Consider the following 19,440-nt stretch of genomic DNA (forward strand, 5'->3'; position numbering starts at 1 on the left):
AAAGAAATTTAAATAAATGATTGATTTTAGGAAAAAATTAAGAAAAAATTCACAAGTAAACATCTTTCACTTGTAAATTTAAAAATAAATTTCTATTTAAATTATTCTAAAAAAGTTGCATTATGTCAAACTTCTTGCACATCTTCATCATCTTCTAATAAATCAACAAATTTATTAAGTTGTTCAAATTTGTCTTTTTCAATTTCTGTTTCTGAATTAGGAATATATGTAACTTCTGCTGTTGAATAATTTTCAATTGCAAAAGCCTCATCAATTGCTTGTTTAACTTTTTGGAAATCAGATGGTTTTGTGATAATAACAAACAAATCATCTTCGATTTCAAAATCTTCAGCACCCGCATCCATTGCAACCATCATCACTTCATCTTCATTAGCAAGATTTTTTGAAAATTCAATTAATCCTTTTTGATCAAAAACATATGATGCTGTTCCTTGTTTGCCCAATTGACCATTATATTTATTAAAATAATGCTTAATATTTGAAGCTAAACGATTAAAATTATCTGTTAAGCAACTCACAACAAAATTTACACCACCAAAAGCTGTTCCTGAATATAAGTAGTTTTGATAATTAGCACCTTCTTTTGAACCACCTTTTACTTTTGAAATTGCTTTTTCAATGTTTGCTTTAGGCATTGATTTTGCTTTCGCTTTTGTAATTGCTAATTTTAAGGCAGGATTTGAATCAGGATCTGGTCCACCAATTGTGGCTGCAACAATGATTTCTTTTGAGAATTTTTGAAACATTTGTGCACGTTTTGAATCCATTGCTGCTTTATGATGTTTTGTTGTTGCTCATTTTGAATGTCCTGACATGCTTCTTAACTCCTATTAAATTTGATTATATTTTTAGAAAGATATTATTAGATTAATTTTATTAATAATATTTCGTGTTTATTATATCAAAATAATGCTTATATAATATAATAAATAACATCCATGTATTTAATTAAAGGTGATGAAAATTATTTTATTGACGAAAAAATCAATGAAATAATCAAAAATGAAACAAATAATAATCAAGAGGAAATAGAATTTATTAAATTCTATGATTTTTTTATGCTCGAGGAATTAGCTGATGCAATCAATAATCAAGGTTTGTTTTTTAATAAAAAAATCATCATTTTTAAAAATCCTTTTCTTTTCAATATTAAAAACAAAAATGTTAATGAAAAATTAATCAATGATTTTATTGAATTAATCAAATCTTTTTCACAAGATCAAAACACAATTCTTATTTTTAGTCAAGAAATTTATAAATATGACAAAAACTTTTTTGCTTCAAAAGCATTTAATTACATTGATAAAAATAGTCAAGTTATTCAGATTAAAAAAATTGAAGAAAAAAACCTTTTTTCGTTTGTATTTTCAATGGTGAAAAATCTTGGAGGAAACATCAGTGATCAGGCATTAATTTTCTTATTAGAAATCATGCCGAATAATCTTGATTTAATAAAGCAAGAAATTAAAAAATTGTTATTAATCGAAAAAAATATTACAAAGCAAATGATTGAGGATAACATTTTTTCAATGTCAAATAATATTGAATTTGCTTTATCAGAAGCAATTTTAAAATGACAAAGTCAAAGTCAAATAATTAAAAAAATTAATGAGCAAATTCAATATGGTTTTGATGCAAACCAAATCATTTCCCAAATTGCTTCGATTTTATTAAACACAAAAATGATTGCAATTTTAAGAAAGAAAAATTTGGGCAATGATGTCATTGCAAAAATAATAAATATTCATCCTTATCGGGTTAAATTACATCTTGATTTTTTTAGCAAAATTGACAGCAATAAACTTAATAAAATTATTGAAGAAATTGCAACAATTGATTTAAATTTAAAAAAAGGTTACTTGAATGATGAATTAGCTATGAATTTAATTATTTTAAAATTATTAAGATAAGGAATAAAATCTATGAATTTAACAAAAAAAATAATTTTATATGAATTAAAAGTTGAAAATTTCTTTGATAAAGAAAGAAGTGGGTTTGGTAATTTTAATGGTATTTTAAACAAATTAGCATATTTCAAAAACTTAGATGTTGATATTATTGCAATCGATGACATTTTAAACCAATATGAAAACAACATTGATCTTGAAGACATTAAAAATAAATTTGGTTCAATTAAAGATTTTGTTAATTTAGTCAATGTTTTTAAAGAAAATTCAATTGAAATTGCACCAATTATTGATTTAATGAACATCAAGCAATCATTTATTAATTGAAACAATATGATGAGTTTATATGATCTTAATGAAAAAAATGCCAATTTATATTTAACCAAACTAGATACATATTTAATCAATAAAAGTATTAAAAAAACTTCATTATATGAAATATATAATTTCATTAAATATTTTAAAAACATTTTAAATTTCTATTTAAAATTAAACATTTCAACAATCGTTCTTGATAATTTTGAATTTTTAGCATTTGATGGCTTAAAAGAGGATAAAAAAATTGATTTTATTAATGATTTATACAAAATCATTAAAAGAAAAAAACCAAATATGACAGTCATTTTTAAAACAGCAAATAACAATTTTAATTTATACAAAAAAATGCTATCGCCAAAAAATGAAAACATTGATTTTTTGTATCTAACTAATCTTTCAATTTTAGAGCAAAAAAATAAGCAAAAAATCATGAAAAATAAAAAAATAAGTTATAAAAATATTTTTAAATTTATTAAAAATTTTAATCAATCGCCAAAAGTAATTTTAAGTTTAAACTCAAATTTATCAGGAAGATTTTTATCTAAATGAGGTAGTGAGAAAGCTTATTTTAATGAATCACTAAAAACATTTTTAATGTTTTTATACTCAGGCAATAATTCCATTGCTTTTTATTATGGTGATGAAGTTGGTACATTACGAGCTTCTTTTAAAAAGGATTTTAATTTTAATGATGAAAATTACAATGAAGAAAAAAGATTTTATCAATCAAAAAATATTAGTTTAGAAAGTTTTTTTAATTATCATTGTTATTTCAATAAACTAAGTTCATACACGCAAATGCCTTGAGATAGCAAACAAAGTTCAAATTTCAAAAACAATAAAAATTTATTTTATGCAATTAATTATCAAAACCAAAATGTTGAAAATCAACTAGAAAATAAAAATAGTGCATTAAACTTTGTTTATTTTTTAAACAGCTTAATTTTTGATTCAAAATATGCAAAATTTTTTAAAAATAATCATTTCAAAATTAAGCACAAAAAAGGCATTTATATTATCAAAAAAAACATTGATAAAGAAAGTTTAGTTTTTTTACTTAATTTAACAAACCAACATAAAAAAATCTTGCAACTACATGATTATATGATTCTAAATGGCTCTTATGCAAATAAATTTTATTCAGAATTTCCAAAAGAATTAGGTCCTTTTGAAAGTCTTATTTTATGCAAACAAAAGCAAGACAATAAATAATTTAATGATTTAGTTAATGTTATAATATTAAAATGCAATAAATTATAAGGAGAAATTATGCCAGGAGGCGGTGGTCAAGTAGTTGTTTATACAATACTATCATTGATTCTTTTCTTTATTGTTTTTTATATTATTTGAAAAGCAACAAAAACAAAAAGAATGAAAAAACGCATGGAAAAGATTGAACAAAAAAAAGCAAAAGAAACACTAGAACTTTATTTTGAGTTTATTCTAACTTATAATTTAATCATTGATTTCACAAACAATGAATTAGAAAATTTCTTGAATAAAAATAGTGAAAGAAAAATGAGTGAAATTAAGGTTGGAGCAAAAAAATTGTTACTAAAATTAATTTCTCGAGAAGATTTTGCGATCTTTTTTCAAAATGATAGTAAATATGAATTATTTGTTCACAATGCCGAGCTTTTAACAGCAACTCAAGCTAATTTATGAGATAAAAAAATCCCAAATGTTCTTAATTTTTTCAAAGAGCAAAAAAAACTTGTTCCAAATGATGAAAAAATTAACAAATTAGTTGAAATTACAAATAAGACAATTATGAGGCAATTTTATGAAGAAAGAAAAAAAGATGCATAACCCAGGAAAAAACAATTTTCAAGCTGAAAAAAAATACTTGGGAACTGCTAATTGATTAACAATTATAAGAATGCTTTTAATGATTCCATTTGTTATTTTGATGACAATTGCTTTTCTTTTTATTTCAAAATATAATGGAACATTTTGATATGACAAAATTAAATTAGTTGGGCAGCAACAATATCCAGTTGCCCTTTCAGCAATCTATTGAATAAACGTAATTATTTTCTTAGCGGCAATGATCACAGATTTTGTTGATGGCCATATTGCACGTAAAACCAAAACGATTTCACAATTTGGAAAAATTTTTGATCCGATTGCGGACAAAATCACAACCTCATTGATGCTTTTATTCATTGCATTAATGAATTACTCATTTCTACCAATTGTTGTCTTTTTCATTGTAAGAGATATTCTTGTTGAAGGTGCTAGAATATATGCGGTAAAAAAAGATATTAAGGTTGCTTCAAATTGATGGGGTAAAACAAAAACAATTGTTGTTTCACTTGCATTAATTGTTGTTGCATTTGCTGGGCCTTGAATGGTTAAACTTGATGAAAAGGGCAACTATACACCAGATTATTTAAAATTATTCTTTATCAACATTCCTTTGATTCTTGGTTCAATTTTTAGTTGAATAACTGCAATTATTTATCTAGCAAAATACTTAAAAGGTATTACTAAAGATTATTCTGAAGAGATTAAAAACCAAAATGATAATCAAAAAAAAGAAATAAATCAAGTACAAGAAATCAAAGAACAAAATAAAGAAGAAAACAATAGCACTGAAATAAATCAAAATGAGCAAAATAAATAAATAGATTTAATAGTTGGTAATAAGCAATAACCAACTATCCTAAATGAAAAGTTCAAGTGCAACACTGTTGCATTTGCTTTTTTTATTATAAATTAAATGTTTCTATAACTTATTTTTTTGTTTAAAATGAAAAAATATTTATTATTTTTTTGAATCTAAATTCAATTTAAAGAGTTTTATTATTAAAACTAAAATTTGGAATACTCAAAAAACTGACATTAGTCAGTTATTATTTTTTTTAGTTTGATTTTATCAATTTTAAATAAGTAAATTTTTATAATATAAAGTCATTACTATTTTCTTTTTTAAACAACTCCAAAGGTGTTAATCAGTTTAATATTTCTCTTGGCATATTGTTGATTTTGAAAACTATTTTTTCTAATTCTTCTTGGGTTATTTCATTAAAATCAAACCCCTTTTTAAATTCTCTTCTTAAAATCCCATTTCAATGTTCATTACTACCTCGTTGGAATGATGCATATGGTTCTGCACGATATATTTTTATGTCTAACCACTTAGCTAATAAACCAATTTTTTCAAATTCAATACCATTATCTATGGTTATGCTTTTGACAAATAAATTGTTATCTTGAATTAGATTTTTAAGACTTGAATTTATTACAAATCCAGATTTTGAACGAACTTTTATTGCGAATCCGATTCTTGTTTTTCTTTCTGTAAGTGTTAAAACATTGTAATATCCATTTGATTTTCTACCCAATACAAGATCAGCTTCTCAGTGTCCAAATTCTTTTCTTAAATCAATTTTTTTTGGTCTTGTTCATATTGGAAAAACGTAATCTGCTGAATTAACCAATCTTTTTATAACTGATGTAGTTCTTTTTCCGCCCTTTTTATATCATTTTCTTAATCTATCTTTTCTTTTGATAACTCAAAGATTTTTATTTATTCAGTTGTATACCGTTCTTAATGAAGGACAATTTATATTTGGATCCTTTTTTATCTCATGTAATGTAGCTTTCACACCATAGTATTTTTTGTCATATTTATTTTTGAATAATTCTGTAAATTTATCAAATTTATTCGGCAACAAAAATCTAAAATAATATTTATGTCTATGACGTTTTTTAGCCTTAATGTTTGCTACAATGGGGTCATAAGTTCCTAAACTTGTGTTTCTTTTTATTTCTCGCATAATTGTTGAAGGACTTCTATCTAATTTTTTTGCAATTGAACGTATTGATTTATTACGATTAAGCTCAAATTTTATATAAGATCTTTCAACTTCATTTATATGTTTATATTTATTATTTTTGTTATAATTCATATTGAAAGTTCCTTTATCTCAAGCGGGACTTTTTTTCTTATTTTTAAAAATAAAAATTCAAGTGTCCACAACTATATTTTATATCTTTAGTGTGTTGCACTTGAATTTATAATTAAGCATAGTTGGTAATAAGCAATAACCAACTATTATTTTTTTAGGAAAAAAATAAGATTTGAAAAATTTATTAATTGATAAAAATCCTAAGTTTAATTCAGTTTTATACTATAATTTATTTATTATTTTTTAAATTTAGTGTCAGCGTATTTTATTAAATTCAATCAAAGAATATTAAAGTGGAGGAAAAATGCCAAGAGAAGGATTAACACTAAGATGTGAAGAATGTAAAATGGAAAATTACATTACCAAAAAAAATAAAAAATTACATCCTGACAAAATGGAAGTAAAAAAATATTGTTCAAAATGTAATGCACATACCAATCACAAAGAAAAAAAATAAAATAAGTTTTTAAAGGGGAATTTTAAATGCTAAAACAAGAATTATCAAAAGTATTTGATCAACTACAATTAGATGCAATATTATCTGAAGCACCACAAACAAGATTATGATACTCAAACATTCAAACTTCAGATGGATTTATTGTTATTGAAAAAGAAAAAGCATTTTTATTTGTTGACCATCGTTACATTGAATATGCAACAAAAAATGCCAAAAATGTCGAAGTTATTTTATTAGAAAAAGATTCATTATCAGCTTTTTTAAAAAAGAAAAATTACAAAACTATTGGAATTGAAGAAGATTATTTGAAAATTCAAACATTTGAACATTTCAAAAAAATGTTGCCAAAAACAACTTTTAAAAATTTAATTGGACAACAATATCGAATTAAAAAAGATGAAGAAGAAATTACAAAAATTCAAGAGGCATGTCTAATTTCACTTCAAGCTTTTGAGGAACTTAAAAAACTTCTTGAAGAAGGCATGACTGAATTAGAAGCTTCAAATAAATTAGGTTACTTAATGCGTTTATTTGGAGCTGAAAAAGAATCTTTTGAATCAATTGTTGCATTTGGCCCGAATACTGCTGAACCACATCATCACCCAACAAACCGTAAGTTAGCAGATGGTGATATTGTTAAAGTTGATTTTGGTGCCCAATTTGAAGGTTGAGCAAGTGATATAACAAGAACATTTTTCTTTGGCAAACCAAAAGCATCTTCAGGTGAATTAATTGATATTTTAAATATTGTTACTGAAGCCCAAAAATTAGGACGTGAAGCAGTTAAACCAGGAATTAAAGCTTCAGAAATCGATAAAATTTGCCGTGAATATATTGAATCAAAAGGATATGGTAAATTCTTTAGTCATTCAACTGGACATGGTGTTGGGATTGATGTTCACGAACTTCCTTCAGTAAGCAAAAATTCAGATATTGAATTAGAAGAAGGTATGATCATTACCGTTGAACCTGGCATTTATATCGAAGGTTTAGGTGGCGCAAGAATTGAAGATACAATTTTGGTTACAAAAGATAGTTCAAAAGTTTTAAGTCGTCCCGAAGATTATTAAAAAAGTGGTTTAGAGACTACTTTTTTTATTTAAAAAGCAAACAAAAAAATAAGTCTTTTTTAAGCTTAATTATAAATTCAAGTGCAACACACTAAAGATATAAAATATAGTTGTGGACACTTGAATTTTTATTTTTAAAAATAAGAAAAAAAGTCCCGCTTGAGATAAAGGAACTTTCAATATGAATTATAACAAAAATAATAAATATAAACATATAAATGAAGTTGAAAGATCTTATATAAAATTTGAGCTTAATCGTAATAAATCAATACATTCAATTGCAAAAAAATTAGATAGAAGTCCTTCAACAATTATGCGAGAAATAAAAAGAAACACAAGTTTAGGAACTTATGACCCCATTGTAGCAAACATTAAAGCTAAAAAACGTCATAGACATAAATATTATTTTAGATTTTTGTTGCCGAATAAATTTGATAAATTTACAGAATTATTCAAAAATAAATATGACAAAAAATACTATGGTGTGAAAGCTACATTACATGAGATAAAAAAGGATCCAAATATAAATTGTCCTTCATTAAGAACGATATACAACTGAATAAATAAAAATCTTTGAGTTATCAAAAGAAAAGATAGATTAAGAAAATGATATAAAAAGGGCGGAAAAAGAACTACATCAGTTATAAAAAGATTGGTTAATTCAGCAGATTACGTTTTTCCAATATGAACAAGACCAAAAAAAATTGATTTAAGAAAAGAATTTGGACACTGAGAAGCTGATCTTGTATTGGGTAAAAAATCAAATGGATATTACAATGTTTTAACACTTACAGAAAGAAAAACAAGAATCTGATTCGCAATAAAAGTTCGTTCAAAATCTGGATTTGTAATAAATTCAAGTCTTAAAAATCTAATTCAAGATAACAATTTATTTGTCAAAAGCATAACCATAGATAATGGTATTGAATTTGAAAAAATTGGTTTATTGGCTAAGTGGTTAGACATAAAAATATATCGTGCAGAACCATATGCATCATTCCAACGAGGTAGTAATGAACATTGAAATGGGATTTTAAGAAGAGAATTTAAAAAGGGGTTTGATTTTAATGAAATAACCCAAGAAGAATTAGAAAAAATAGTTTTCAAAATTAACAATATGCCAAGAGAAATATTAAACTGATTAACACCTTTTGAGTTGTTTAAAAAAGAAAATAGTAATGATTTTATATTATAAAAATTTACTTATTTAAAATTGATAAAATCAAACTAAAAAAAATAATAACTGACTAATGTCAGTTTTTTGAGTATTCCAAATTTTAGTTTTAATAATAAAACTCTTTAAATTGAATTTAGATTCAAAAAAATAATAAATATTTTTTCATTTTAAACAAAAAAATAAGTTATAGAAACATTTAATTTATAATAAAAAAAGCAAATGCAACAGTGTTGCACTTGAACTTTTCATTTAGGATAAGTCTTTTTTAAAAAATTAGACTTATTTTTTTAAATTATTAAATTTATTTTTTTATTAAAATAGCGTTGGTTCTTCTTTATTTAATAACATTGCAATTTCTTCTTTGTAAGGAGGTTTATTATTAATATAAGGGGTTTCAAGAATAATTGGAATATTATCAAAATCCTTGTCAAAAACAAATTTTTTTAGGGTTTCAAGTCCAATGTAACCTTGGTTTAAATTTGCGTGGCGGTCTTTTTTAGAATTTAGTTCATTTTTTGAATCATTTAAATGAATTACTTTTATATGTTTTAAAAAATCATTATCTTTTAAATATTTTTTAAATGCATCATAATTTTTTAAATTATATCCAGCATCCCAAATATGACATGTGTCCAAACAAATTTGAATCCGTTCCGAATTAATTTCATCAATGATTTCTTTTAAAATTTCAAAGTTATTGCAAAAATTTGAACCATTACCTGCCATTGTTTCTAAGACAATTACAACATCTTTTGTTTGCGCTAAAATTTCTTTTAATGAACAAATTAGGCTTTCTTTTGCTTCCTTAATTGTATAAGTTGTATGCGCACCGGGGTGCAAAACTAAATATTTGGCATTGATATAATTCATTCTTTTAATTTCTTGAACTAAAAAATCAACTGCAAAAGATCTTTTAGCTGGATTTGAAGGATTAACAATATAAGGAGCATGAACAATAATATCTTCTGGTTTGATTTTTTTAGCATACAATGCTTGATATTGTTCCAAATGATAATTTTCTTTGGCAACACGCATTGTTGTTTGTGGTGGGCCTAAATAAATCATCATGCAATTTGCCCCATTTTCAATTGACTCTTTAGCGGCTTTTTCCAAATAATCAGGTTTTGCAAAAGAGATATGACTGCCAATTTTAATCATTTTTTGTTCCTTAATATTTTTTATTAAATTAATCTAAATTATAACTTTCATTAACGAAGAATTCTTTTAATTTCTTACGTTTTTGGGGGTGTTTTAATTTTCTTAAAACTTTTGTTTCAATTTGACGAATTTTTTCTTTTGAAATTCCCAATTCTTTTGAAAGTTCATCCAGCGAATGCGGACGATAAGCTTCACCATTCACGTCTGAAACACCATATCTTTTACGAATTAACAAACGATCTGATTCATCAGGCAATGAGTTAATCATTTCATTTAAAATCACACTCAATTCTTGTTGTGATGTGAAATTAGTTGGACTAATCACACTTTCATCTTTAACAAAATCAGAAAAACTTGAGTTTTCTTCTTTTCCAATATTTTTATCCAGCGAAATTGGATTTATATTAATTTTTCTTATATAACGAACTTTTTCAGCAGTGAAATCTCCACCATATTTTTTTGCAATTTCTTCATCTGTTGGTGGATAATCCAATTCTTGCTGTAATTCTCTTTCAATTTTTAAAACCTTATTAATTGTTTCAACCATATGCACTGGTACCCGTACAGTTCTTGCTTGATCAGCAACCGCTCTTGTGATTGCTTGTCTAATTCATCATGTTGCATAAGTTGAAAATTTATACCCTGTTTTATAATCATATTTTGAAACTGCTTTAAGAATGCCGGCATTTCCTTCAGAAATTAAATCAATAAAATTAAGTCCTCTGTTTTTATATTTTTTAGCATTATTAATAACTAATCTTAGATTTCTTTTGACAAGTAAATCTCTTGCTCGCTTGAATTTATACATATTCCCAGCTTGCTTTGCGTTTTCCATTTTTTCAGCAAGTTCTCTTTCTTCTTTAGCAGTTAAAAGTTTTCCATATTTTCCAATTCAACGCATGTATCATTTAACAATATCATTTGTTTCAGTTAGGCGGTTTGATAAATTACTATTTTCAGAAGTATTTCGTGATGAATTAATTTGAATATCTTCAGAATTATAGTTTTTTAATAATTTAGAAGCACCAAAATCATCTGATTTTTTTGATCCTCAACTGCCTTCAGCATATTCATCATAGTCATCTAAATCATAAGTCCCATAGCCTTCTTCATCATCTTCATATTCATCACTATTGATACTATTTGAAAGAAATTCAACTTCTTCATCATAAATTTCTTCTTCTTTTAAATTCCCATCTGTTCTTGGAATTAAAGCATCATCAAATTCAACATATTCAGCGCCATTTTCAGTTTCAGCAAAAATATCATCATTATCTAGATCTTCAGTATCAATATCTTTTAGTTCTTCTTCATTAAAATGAACATCATCCCCAAAGTCAATAACATCATCATTATCGCCTTCATCAACATTGTTTGAAATAATCTTTTTTTCCAACAATTTTTTTAGCAATAAATCAGCTTCTTCTTCGTCAACATATAATTTCTTTTTATCAATAATATTAAAAACTTCTTCTTGAGAAAAAGTTTTTTTACTTGCATTTTTCTTTTGAATCTTCTTAATTTCTTGTTCAATAATTTTGACTGTATAGTCAATTGATTTTTCTAAATCTTTATTTTCCATTTCCCACTCCCTTAATAATTATTTTTTTTGGTTTTTTTTGTTTTTGATTAATTAAATCATCAATTTTTTTTATAAGAAAATAAGAATCTTCATTTTTATTTTCATCAAATCAAGTAATTTCTTTGATTTCCTTTGCTGCTTCTAAACTATTTTCAATTTTTTTCCTTCATTCCAAACGACTCTCTTGCGCTAAATCAGCCTCTAAAAAAAGAATCAAATTATTTGCATTAATTTCAATCCCTTCTTTTCTTTTATTAACAACATAATTGATTAAATCTTTCAATGGTTGATATGAATCATCAAAAGTGATTGCTTCAAAATTTTTACTTCAAAAATATGCTTCAAAACCAGGTTGGAATAAAGTAATTAAAAGTATTTCCTTCAATAAAGTTCCATGGGCACTAATGTTTTTTTTGTTGTTATTTTTTTTGATTTCTAATTTTGAAATTTTATTTTGATTTTTTAAATCATTTGAAAAATATTGATATTGTTGAATTTCTTCTTTTTTATTGTTTATACTTGCTTGATCACTTGATTCTTTTTCAAAAACTTTTGTTTTAAAAAAAGGATCTGAAGGAAAATTAGGTTTGGCATGTTCCTTATAATATGATTGAAATAATTTTTCGGATAAAATTGCATTTTTTTGGAGTTTTTCTTGCAAAATAATTGTTAATTGTTCTTTTAGATAATACACATATTCAAAAATTTGTTTATAATTCTCAAATTTTGTTTGTTCACTATTATTTGATTTATGGATTTCTAAAAACATGTTAAAAATAAATTCAACAAGATCAATTTTTTGATTTATTAATTGTTCTAATGTTTTACCTTGATCCAAATTGTATAATTCATCAGGATCCTTATTTAAATTATTTTTAATAAAGTTTATGTTTAAATGATATTTTTCTAAGTAATACAAAATTATTCTTAAACTTTTTAAAGTTGCATTTTTTCCAGCTTGATCATTATCAAAAAATAACGTAATTGTTTTATTGCTTAATTCTTTCAGGTGATATGGTGATAGCGAAGTCCCCATAATTGCAATTGCATTTTTAATGCCAATTTTTCATAACGCAATGCAATCAAATTGTCCTTCAACAATCAAAACTTCATTTGTTTTAATGATTTCATCTTTAGCATGATAATAATTAAACATTGCTTCATTTTTTTTAAAAACAATTGTTTCTGAACTATTTAAATATTTCGGATTTCCTAACCCTGTTATATCACGTCCTGAAAAAGCAACAATATTCCCAAATTTATCATGAATTGGGAATATTAAACGATCATTAAAAAAATTTCGATTTTCATTTCCGGATAGCAATGAGGAATTAAAAATTGCATAATCATCAATTTCATTATTTTTAAGTGTTTCATAAATTGATTTATCTTTAGCAGCAAACCCAATTTCAAATTCCTTGATGATTTCCTTTGTTAAATTTCTTTTTTGTAAGAAATTTTCAAGCAAAGAAGTTTTTTCAAAAGTAATTTGGTATCGAAAAAAATTAAGTGCGACTTGATTAGCTTCAAAAATTTTTGAATGTTCAGATGAAAGATTAGAATTATTTAAAAAATCTCCAAAATTACTAATATCTAAATTTTGTTTTTTTGCTAAAAATTTTAGCGCTTCAATGCCATTTAAATTTTCTTTGAATTCAATAAATTTAATTACATTACCACTTTTACCACAACCAAAGCATTTAAAAATCCCTTTTTCTTGACTAACAATAAATGATGGTGTTTTTTCACCATGAAAAGGACAACATGCTTTGTAGTTTTTACCTTGTTTGATTAAGTTAACATATTGACCAATAACATTTACAATATCAGATTTTGCAATAACAAATTCTCAAACACTTTCTTTTGACATTTATTACCTTTACCTTATTAAATATTTGCTAACTTAAAATATTTTTCAATCTCATCAATTGCAATGATATCTTGCTTCATTGTATCACGATTTCGAATTGTGACTGTTTGTTTTAATTCTGTATCAAAATCAATTGTTATACAATATGGTGTTCCAATTGCATCTTGCCGACGATATCTTTTACCAATTGATCCACTTTCATCATAAGTAATTCTTAAATTTGTATGAACTAACAAATCTTCAAAAATTTTTTTAGCTTGTTCAGATTGTTTTTTCATTAAAGGCAAAATTGCTAATTGATAAGGAGCAATTTTTTTATTTAATTTTAAAAGTACTCTTTCTTCATTATTTGGCAACTGTTCAATTGCAAATGCATCAATCAATAAAGCAAATAACAATCTATCCAATCCAATGGATGGTTCAATTACATAAGGAATTATTTTGCTACCATCTTCCTTTAAGTATTCAAGTGATTCACCAGAAAATTTCATATGTTGTTTTAAATCATAATCACCACGGTTTGCAATCCCCAACAATTCACCTCAACCAAATGGGAATAAATATTCAATGTCTGATGTTCCTTTTGAGTAATGACTCAATTCATCAACTTGATGTTCTCTAATCCGAATGTTTTCTTTTTTAAGTCCTAAAGATAAAATTAATGTTTGACATTTATTTATTCAATATTGATAAAATTCATTACTATCTTTTTCTTCACAAAAAAATTCCAATTCCATTTGTTCAAATTCTCTTGTTCGAAAAATGAAATCACGGGGGGTTATTTCATTCCGAAAACTTTTTCCAATTTGACCAATTCCAAATGGCAATTTTGCTCTTGAACTTCGCACTAAATTTTTAAAATTTACAAAAATTCCTTGTGCTGTTTCCGGACGTAAAAATGTTTCGGCAGAATTATTATCAATTGCTCCTAATTGTGTTTTAAACATTAAATTAAAGGGGCGAATAAATCCTCAATCAGTTTCAGAGTTTTCATATTTTTTAACTTTTTCTTTAATGATAGTTTCTAATTCTGAAAATGAACATGCTTCAGCATTAATTTCAGGAAATAAATCTTTAACAATATGATCAGCTCGATATCTTTTGTTATTAATCTTATTTTCAATCAAATAATCTGAAAAATTATCAAGATGTCCGCTTGCTTTTCAAACATTTTTATTCATGATAATCTTTGTATCAATTTGATAATTTTTTTCTTTTCGAATAAATTCATTAATCCATATCTTTTTAATTTCATTAAGCATTGAAGTTGCTAGTGGACCATAATCTCAAGTGTTTACTAACCCACCATAAATTTCTGAATTTTGATAAACAAATCCTTGATTTTTTAAGTGGGCTATTACAATTTGAATGTCTTTTTCTAAATTATTATCCACAAAGCCTCCAAACAATCTTTTATTATTAAACTTAATAATAAATTGTACCAAAAAATATTCTATTTAATTTGCAATATAGAAAATATTGTTTTTGTCAACTAAATTAGATAAATATAAGAAATTTTTTTTAATTTAATTCTTGATTAATTTTTTCAAAAATTAGATTCAAAATCGATTATTTTTTAGTTTTGTTATAATATGTTTATGTTAAATTTTATACAAAAAAGAATTCAAAAATCAATTGATAAGATTAATAAAAAATTGTCAATCAATGAAGAAGACATTCTAGAAATTTTAAGAGAAGTAAAATTAGCTTTACTTGAAGCCGATGTTAACTTAGAAGTTGTTAAATTATTTATCAAACAAGTCAAAGAAAAAGCGCTTAATAGTCAAATCATTGGTAAGTTAAATCAACAGCAAATGGTTTTGAAAATTTTTAAAGATGAACTAACAAATATTCTTGGGAATAATCCAATTGAAATTAAGCCTAAGGCATTTCCAACAAAAATCATGATGGTTGGATTACAAGGTTCAGGGAAAACTACAACATCAGCAAAATTAGCTTTTTATTTAAGAAAAAAAGGCATTTTTAAAAAACCACTTTTAGTTGGAGATGATATTTATCGGCCAGCGGCAAGAGATCAATTAGATCAATTAGCAAAACAAAATCAAATTGATTTTTTTACTAAAAATGAAAATGATGCCTTATTAATTGCAACTGAATCAATCAAAAAAGCTGAAAACTTCAATAATGACTTAGTGATTATTGATACTGCTGGACGTTTAGCAATTGATGAAGATTTAATGCAAGAGCTAAAAGAAATTAAACGCTATACAAAACCAGATTATATTTTCTTAGTTGTTGATGCAATGAGTGGACAAGATGTAATTAATAGTGCAAAAAAATTCCATGAAGAATTGAATCTAACTGGAACAATAATTACCAAATTAGATTCCGATGCTCGGGGTGGTGCTGCACTAAGTATTACACATCTATTAAATATCAATATTGCCTTTATTGGAACAAGTGAAAAAATTAGTGGTTTAGAATTATTTCATCCTGATCGAATGGCTGATCGGATTCTTGGGATGGGGGATGTTTTATCATTAATCGAAAAAGCCTCAGAAGAAGTTGATGAAAAAATGATGAAAAAAATTGGCTATAAAATGATTAGTGGTAAATTTGATCTTAATGACCTTATGAATTCATTAATGCAAATTAAAAAACTTGGCAAAATGAAAGCAATATTAAAATTAATTCCTGGCATGGCTGATAAAGTTAGTGATGAAAAAATTGATGAAGCTGAAAACAAATTTAAAATTTATACCCATTTAATTAATTCTATGACCGAAGCTGAAAAGAAAAATCCAAAATTATTAAAAAATCCGACGCGAAAAGAAAGAATTATCAAAGGTTCGGGTAGAAGTCCAAGAGAGTATAATATGCTTGTCAACGATTTTGAAAGAATGGCAAAACAAATGAAAGAAATGGCTTCAAACCCTCAAATCAAAAATGGAATTCTAAATCAATAAATAATAATAAAAGTTGGTATTTGTTACCAACTTTTAAATTTTATATTTGGCAATAATTTTTTTAATTGTTTGAATATTTTTAAGAATTCTAAATCCCAAAATTAAATAACGATTAATCGCAATGAAATGTGTTCATTTAATAATTTTTTGTTTATTTTCTTTAATTTGAAAAATTAAATCATATAATGAAAGATTTTTAATTTTATCAAGAAATTTTAAGACAACATAATTTCAATATTTTGGATTATTTTTAAAAATATCAATAATGTTTGAAATTGAATTTTTTAATAATTTATAGTCTTTTGATTCTAATTCTAAACGTAATAAATCATTGATTGCTTGTGTAAAAAAATCAACTGTTTGTGAGAAATTATTTTCATTTGTTAATTCAACTAGAATCTTGTCAAATAATAAAAGTAAGTTATATTTATTTTTAACAATAAAATGTTTTCAAAGTTCATCAAAATTTTTTAAATTAACATAAACATTTGAGTAATTAACTAAAGATTCAACAAAGAAATTAATAAAATCCTTAAATGAATCAAGACTTAATAAATAATTAATAATTTTTTCAAATTTTTGGTTGTTATTGAAATTAAATAAATAAGATAAAAGTTTTGTATTCAAACTTTCTTTGACAAAAAGTTCAATAATTTCATTGATTTCTTTTCTTGATTCATTGATTAGTTGTGAATTAAAAAAATATTTTAAAACATCATAAACTAAATATTGATTGTCCCTAAGAATTTTAAATAATTCTTTTTTTATTAAGTTTAAATCAATTTTTTTGTTTTCTAAAAGCTCTTTTTTAAAAAGAATTTGTTCTAAAATATACAAAATATTATCTGTTTTTTGATTTTTTAGCAAAATAAGAATAATTTCTTTTGTTCGCTGTTCATTGCTTAAAAATTTTGTTAATTTTTCAATAAATTGATAATTTTCTTTTGCTTGATTAAAGCGACTAATAATTAATCTTCGTGTTAATTCTGAGACTGAAACATTATAATATCTTAAAAATAAGGTTAAAAAATCTGAAATCCGAATTTTATAATTTAAAAGATCTTGATATTTTTTTTCATTATCATCCAACAAATAAATGCTTTCATTTTTATTTTTGCCATAAACTTGCTTAAACAACGCATGATTATTATTTACTTCATGAATTGAGTGATATAAATCAATATCATTTTCTCAATATGATTGACTAGATATATATTTATTTAAAAATTCAATGTTTTTTAAATCTTCTTTGAATGCATTTTTATTAATAAATAATTTTGTATAAATATCCATGCCAATTTTTTTATAGCCTTTTTCAGTCGGATAAAATGCAAAAATATTTTCAAATAAATATTTCTTATTTTCATTTCAATATACTGTGTCATTTACATCAATGAAATCGCAACCGACTTTTTTTGCTGCTTCTTTGATTGACTGATCAAAATTTGTTTGAATAAAATGATAAAGATTGAACTCATTTGCTTGTTTGGGATTGACATATGAATTAATTGCAAATTTTAAATGCAAAAGCAACTGAGGATAATTAGTAAGAACAATTTTTGCTTGTTTATTTTTATTTTGAATAGATTTAATTAAGGAAATTAATTTGTTTTTAACTTCAATAGTTATTTCTTCAATAATTTTTTTAATAACGTTAATTTCTTCTGCTTTTTTTTGTTGATCGATTTTATTTAGTAAACGGAAATGTTTAAAGGGTAATTTATTAAAAAAATCAAAAAATCCAGCTGTGATTGTAATAAAATTTGCTTCTTTAATTTTTTTGAAAAAAAAACTAAAATCATCATTATTTATATTTCAATCATTTAAGAAATTCGAAAAATAATTTTTAAAAGGATTTGTTGAAATTCAATCAATTGCTTGGATTAAATCAATAATATTGTTCATTTTTTTAAGTGCTTTTTTATCATTTGTATACAAAGCTTCTAAAAAACGTAGCGAATTTGTTGGAACTGCTAAATTATAAAAACTCTCAAGCATAAAATCTTGATTGTTTTTAATTAAATTAGCAATCACTGTTGGATAACATAACCCATGAATTTCATTGTTTGTATCTAAATATCCATTTGTTGAAAAACCTAATTTTGAATTATAGCCAGATGCAAATGCCTCACCAAGTGCAACATAATTAATTTTTATTTTTTTATTATTATTTTCCTGCATTATTTTTTTTCACTTTCTTCATAAACATCAAAAATAACATTATCTAAATTTTTAAAATAATTTATTAATAAATTAATTCCTTTTTTTAAATCATAAACACCATTTTTTAATAATAAATTATTGTTCTTTGCAAATTTATTTAAATTTTCAAAAATTGCTTCTTCTTCAAAAACAGCATTTAAATTAAGTTCATTTAATTTATTTGGATAGTATTTGGACATTAATTGATATAAAACAACAATTAATTGATTTTGATCAATTGCTTCTTGACGAATTGAACCAACAATTGCTAATTTAGCTCCGACTTCATCATTTTTAATTTTGGGCATTAAAAGACCAGGAGTGTCAAGAAGCAAATAATTTTTACAATTAATTCATTGCTCTGATCTTGTAATTCCAGCAATTGCCCCAACTTTTGTTGATTTAGTTTTTGACATCGTATTAATTAATGTTGATTTACCAACATTTGGAATCCCTAGAACTACACATTTAAGGGGGGGTGTTAATTTGCCTTTTAAAGCATTTTTTTGCTTAAATTTTAAATATTCTTGGTTCAATGCTTGATTGATTTTATGATATCCATCTTTGTTTTTTAAATTTGTTACAACAACTTGACCGCGTTCTTGGTATTTTTTAATAAATGGTTGCAATAAATTTAAATTTGTTTTATCGGCTTTATTAAGCACAAATAAAATTGGTTTTTGACCAATGATTTTAAAAATTTCTTCATTAAAGGAGCTACGAGGAATTCTTGCATCCATAACCACAATAAACAAATCAAAAATTTTTTGTTTTTCTTGAAGTAAGCGAAATTGCTTAGCCATGTGTCCTGGAAATCAATGAATCATTTTTGTAACC

At 24.5% G+C, this 19,440-nt stretch carries 16 protein-coding genes; 8 read left to right on the forward strand and 8 right to left on the reverse strand.

The features are described from left to right. Positions 1–101: 101 nt before the first annotated feature. A complete protein-coding gene (locus tag D2845_RS01490; protein ID WP_002880828.1) occupies positions 102–836 on the reverse strand; it encodes a YebC/PmpR family DNA-binding transcriptional regulator in 735 nt (244 codons plus the stop codon). 123 nt (positions 837–959) lie between these two features. Between D2845_RS01490 and holA the strand changes: the two genes are divergently transcribed. Genes holA through pgsA form a run of 4 tightly spaced genes read left to right on the forward strand, consistent with a single transcriptional unit; the run spans position 960 to position 4,872 of the window. Then, complete coding sequence (gene holA / locus D2845_RS06240; RefSeq protein ID WP_110858255.1) at positions 960–1,931, forward strand: DNA polymerase III subunit delta; 972 nt, start codon at positions 960–962, stop codon at positions 1,929–1,931. A gap of 12 nt (positions 1,932–1,943) precedes the next feature. Beyond that, entirely contained in the window at positions 1,944–3,458 is a 1,515-nt protein-coding gene (locus D2845_RS01500) for an alpha-amylase family glycosyl hydrolase (RefSeq protein WP_110858256.1), read from the forward strand. A 57-nt stretch (positions 3,459–3,515) separates the two neighbouring features. Next, on the forward strand, positions 3,516–4,055 hold the full coding sequence (locus D2845_RS06245) for an MHJ_0274 family protein (protein WP_002880824.1): 540 nt from the start codon (positions 3,516–3,518) through the stop codon (positions 4,053–4,055). Continuing rightward, the gene (pgsA, locus tag D2845_RS01510) at positions 4,030–4,872 is read left to right on the forward strand and encodes a CDP-diacylglycerol--glycerol-3-phosphate 3-phosphatidyltransferase (protein ID WP_110858257.1); all 843 of its coding nucleotides are present in this window, start codon (positions 4,030–4,032) and stop codon (positions 4,870–4,872) included. The genes D2845_RS06245 and pgsA overlap by 26 nt, the downstream gene beginning before the upstream one ends. A gap of 274 nt (positions 4,873–5,146) precedes the next feature. Here the strand turns inward: pgsA and D2845_RS01515 are convergent, their stop codons facing one another. Further along, a complete protein-coding gene (locus D2845_RS01515; RefSeq protein WP_117275964.1) occupies positions 5,147–6,160 on the reverse strand; it encodes an IS30 family transposase in 1,014 nt (337 codons plus the stop codon). A gap of 304 nt (positions 6,161–6,464) precedes the next feature. Here D2845_RS01515 and rpmG point away from each other — a divergent pair, with 304 nt between their 5' ends. From rpmG to D2845_RS01530, 3 genes are all read left to right on the forward strand, one after another. Continuing rightward, entirely contained in the window at positions 6,465–6,617 is a 153-nt protein-coding gene (gene rpmG, locus D2845_RS01520) for a 50S ribosomal protein L33 (RefSeq protein WP_002880795.1), read from the forward strand. A gap of 26 nt (positions 6,618–6,643) precedes the next feature. Further along, positions 6,644–7,687 carry an aminopeptidase P family protein gene (locus tag D2845_RS01525; RefSeq protein ID WP_002880791.1) on the forward strand — a complete coding sequence of 348 codons (1,044 nt, stop codon included), beginning with the start codon at positions 6,644–6,646 and terminating at the stop codon, positions 7,685–7,687. 181 nt (positions 7,688–7,868) lie between these two features. Continuing rightward, entirely contained in the window at positions 7,869–8,882 is a 1,014-nt protein-coding gene (locus tag D2845_RS01530; protein WP_117275965.1) for an IS30 family transposase, read from the forward strand. Between the two features lie 294 nt (positions 8,883–9,176). On the opposite strand, the gene D2845_RS01535 is transcribed toward D2845_RS01530, so the two are convergent. From D2845_RS01535 to D2845_RS06250, 4 genes are read right to left on the reverse strand one after another with little or no spacing between them, the layout of a single operon-like run. Continuing rightward, positions 9,177–10,022 carry a deoxyribonuclease IV gene (locus tag D2845_RS01535; protein WP_002880788.1) on the reverse strand — a complete coding sequence of 282 codons (846 nt, stop codon included), beginning with the start codon at positions 10,020–10,022 and terminating at the stop codon, positions 9,177–9,179. Positions 10,023–10,050: 28 nt separating this feature from the next. Beyond that, on the reverse strand, positions 10,051–11,604 hold the full coding sequence (locus D2845_RS01540) for an RNA polymerase sigma factor (protein WP_110858458.1): 1,554 nt from the start codon (positions 11,602–11,604) through the stop codon (positions 10,051–10,053). After that, a complete protein-coding gene (dnaG, locus tag D2845_RS01545) occupies positions 11,594–13,474 on the reverse strand; it encodes a DNA primase (RefSeq protein ID WP_110858459.1) in 1,881 nt (626 codons plus the stop codon). Before dnaG ends, D2845_RS01540 begins: the two co-directional genes overlap by 11 nt. A 17-nt stretch (positions 13,475–13,491) precedes the next feature. Next, positions 13,492–14,868 (reverse strand): glycine--tRNA ligase, encoded by a 1,377-nt coding sequence (locus D2845_RS06250; protein WP_002880783.1) that lies wholly within the window; start codon positions 14,866–14,868, stop codon positions 13,492–13,494. A 204-nt stretch (positions 14,869–15,072) separates the two neighbouring features. Here D2845_RS06250 and ffh point away from each other — a divergent pair, with 204 nt between their 5' ends. Next, positions 15,073–16,401, forward strand: coding sequence for a signal recognition particle protein (ffh, locus tag D2845_RS01555; RefSeq protein WP_110858460.1), 1,329 nt, complete (start codon positions 15,073–15,075; stop codon positions 16,399–16,401). A gap of 33 nt (positions 16,402–16,434) precedes the next feature. On the opposite strand, the gene D2845_RS06255 is transcribed toward ffh, so the two are convergent. Together D2845_RS06255 and ylqF are read right to left on the reverse strand one after the other, a co-directional pair. Continuing rightward, positions 16,435–18,582 carry an SGNH/GDSL hydrolase family protein gene (locus tag D2845_RS06255; protein WP_110858461.1) on the reverse strand — a complete coding sequence of 716 codons (2,148 nt, stop codon included), beginning with the start codon at positions 18,580–18,582 and terminating at the stop codon, positions 16,435–16,437. Next, positions 18,582–19,430 carry a ribosome biogenesis GTPase YlqF gene (gene ylqF, locus D2845_RS06260; RefSeq protein WP_002880771.1) on the reverse strand — a complete coding sequence of 283 codons (849 nt, stop codon included), beginning with the start codon at positions 19,428–19,430 and terminating at the stop codon, positions 18,582–18,584. The genes D2845_RS06255 and ylqF overlap by 1 nt, the downstream gene beginning before the upstream one ends. Positions 19,431–19,440: the final 10 nt, after the last annotated feature.

The organism is Metamycoplasma alkalescens, assembly GCF_900476125.1.
GTDB lineage: Bacteria > Bacillota_I > Bacilli_A > Mycoplasmatales > Metamycoplasmataceae > Metamycoplasma > Metamycoplasma alkalescens.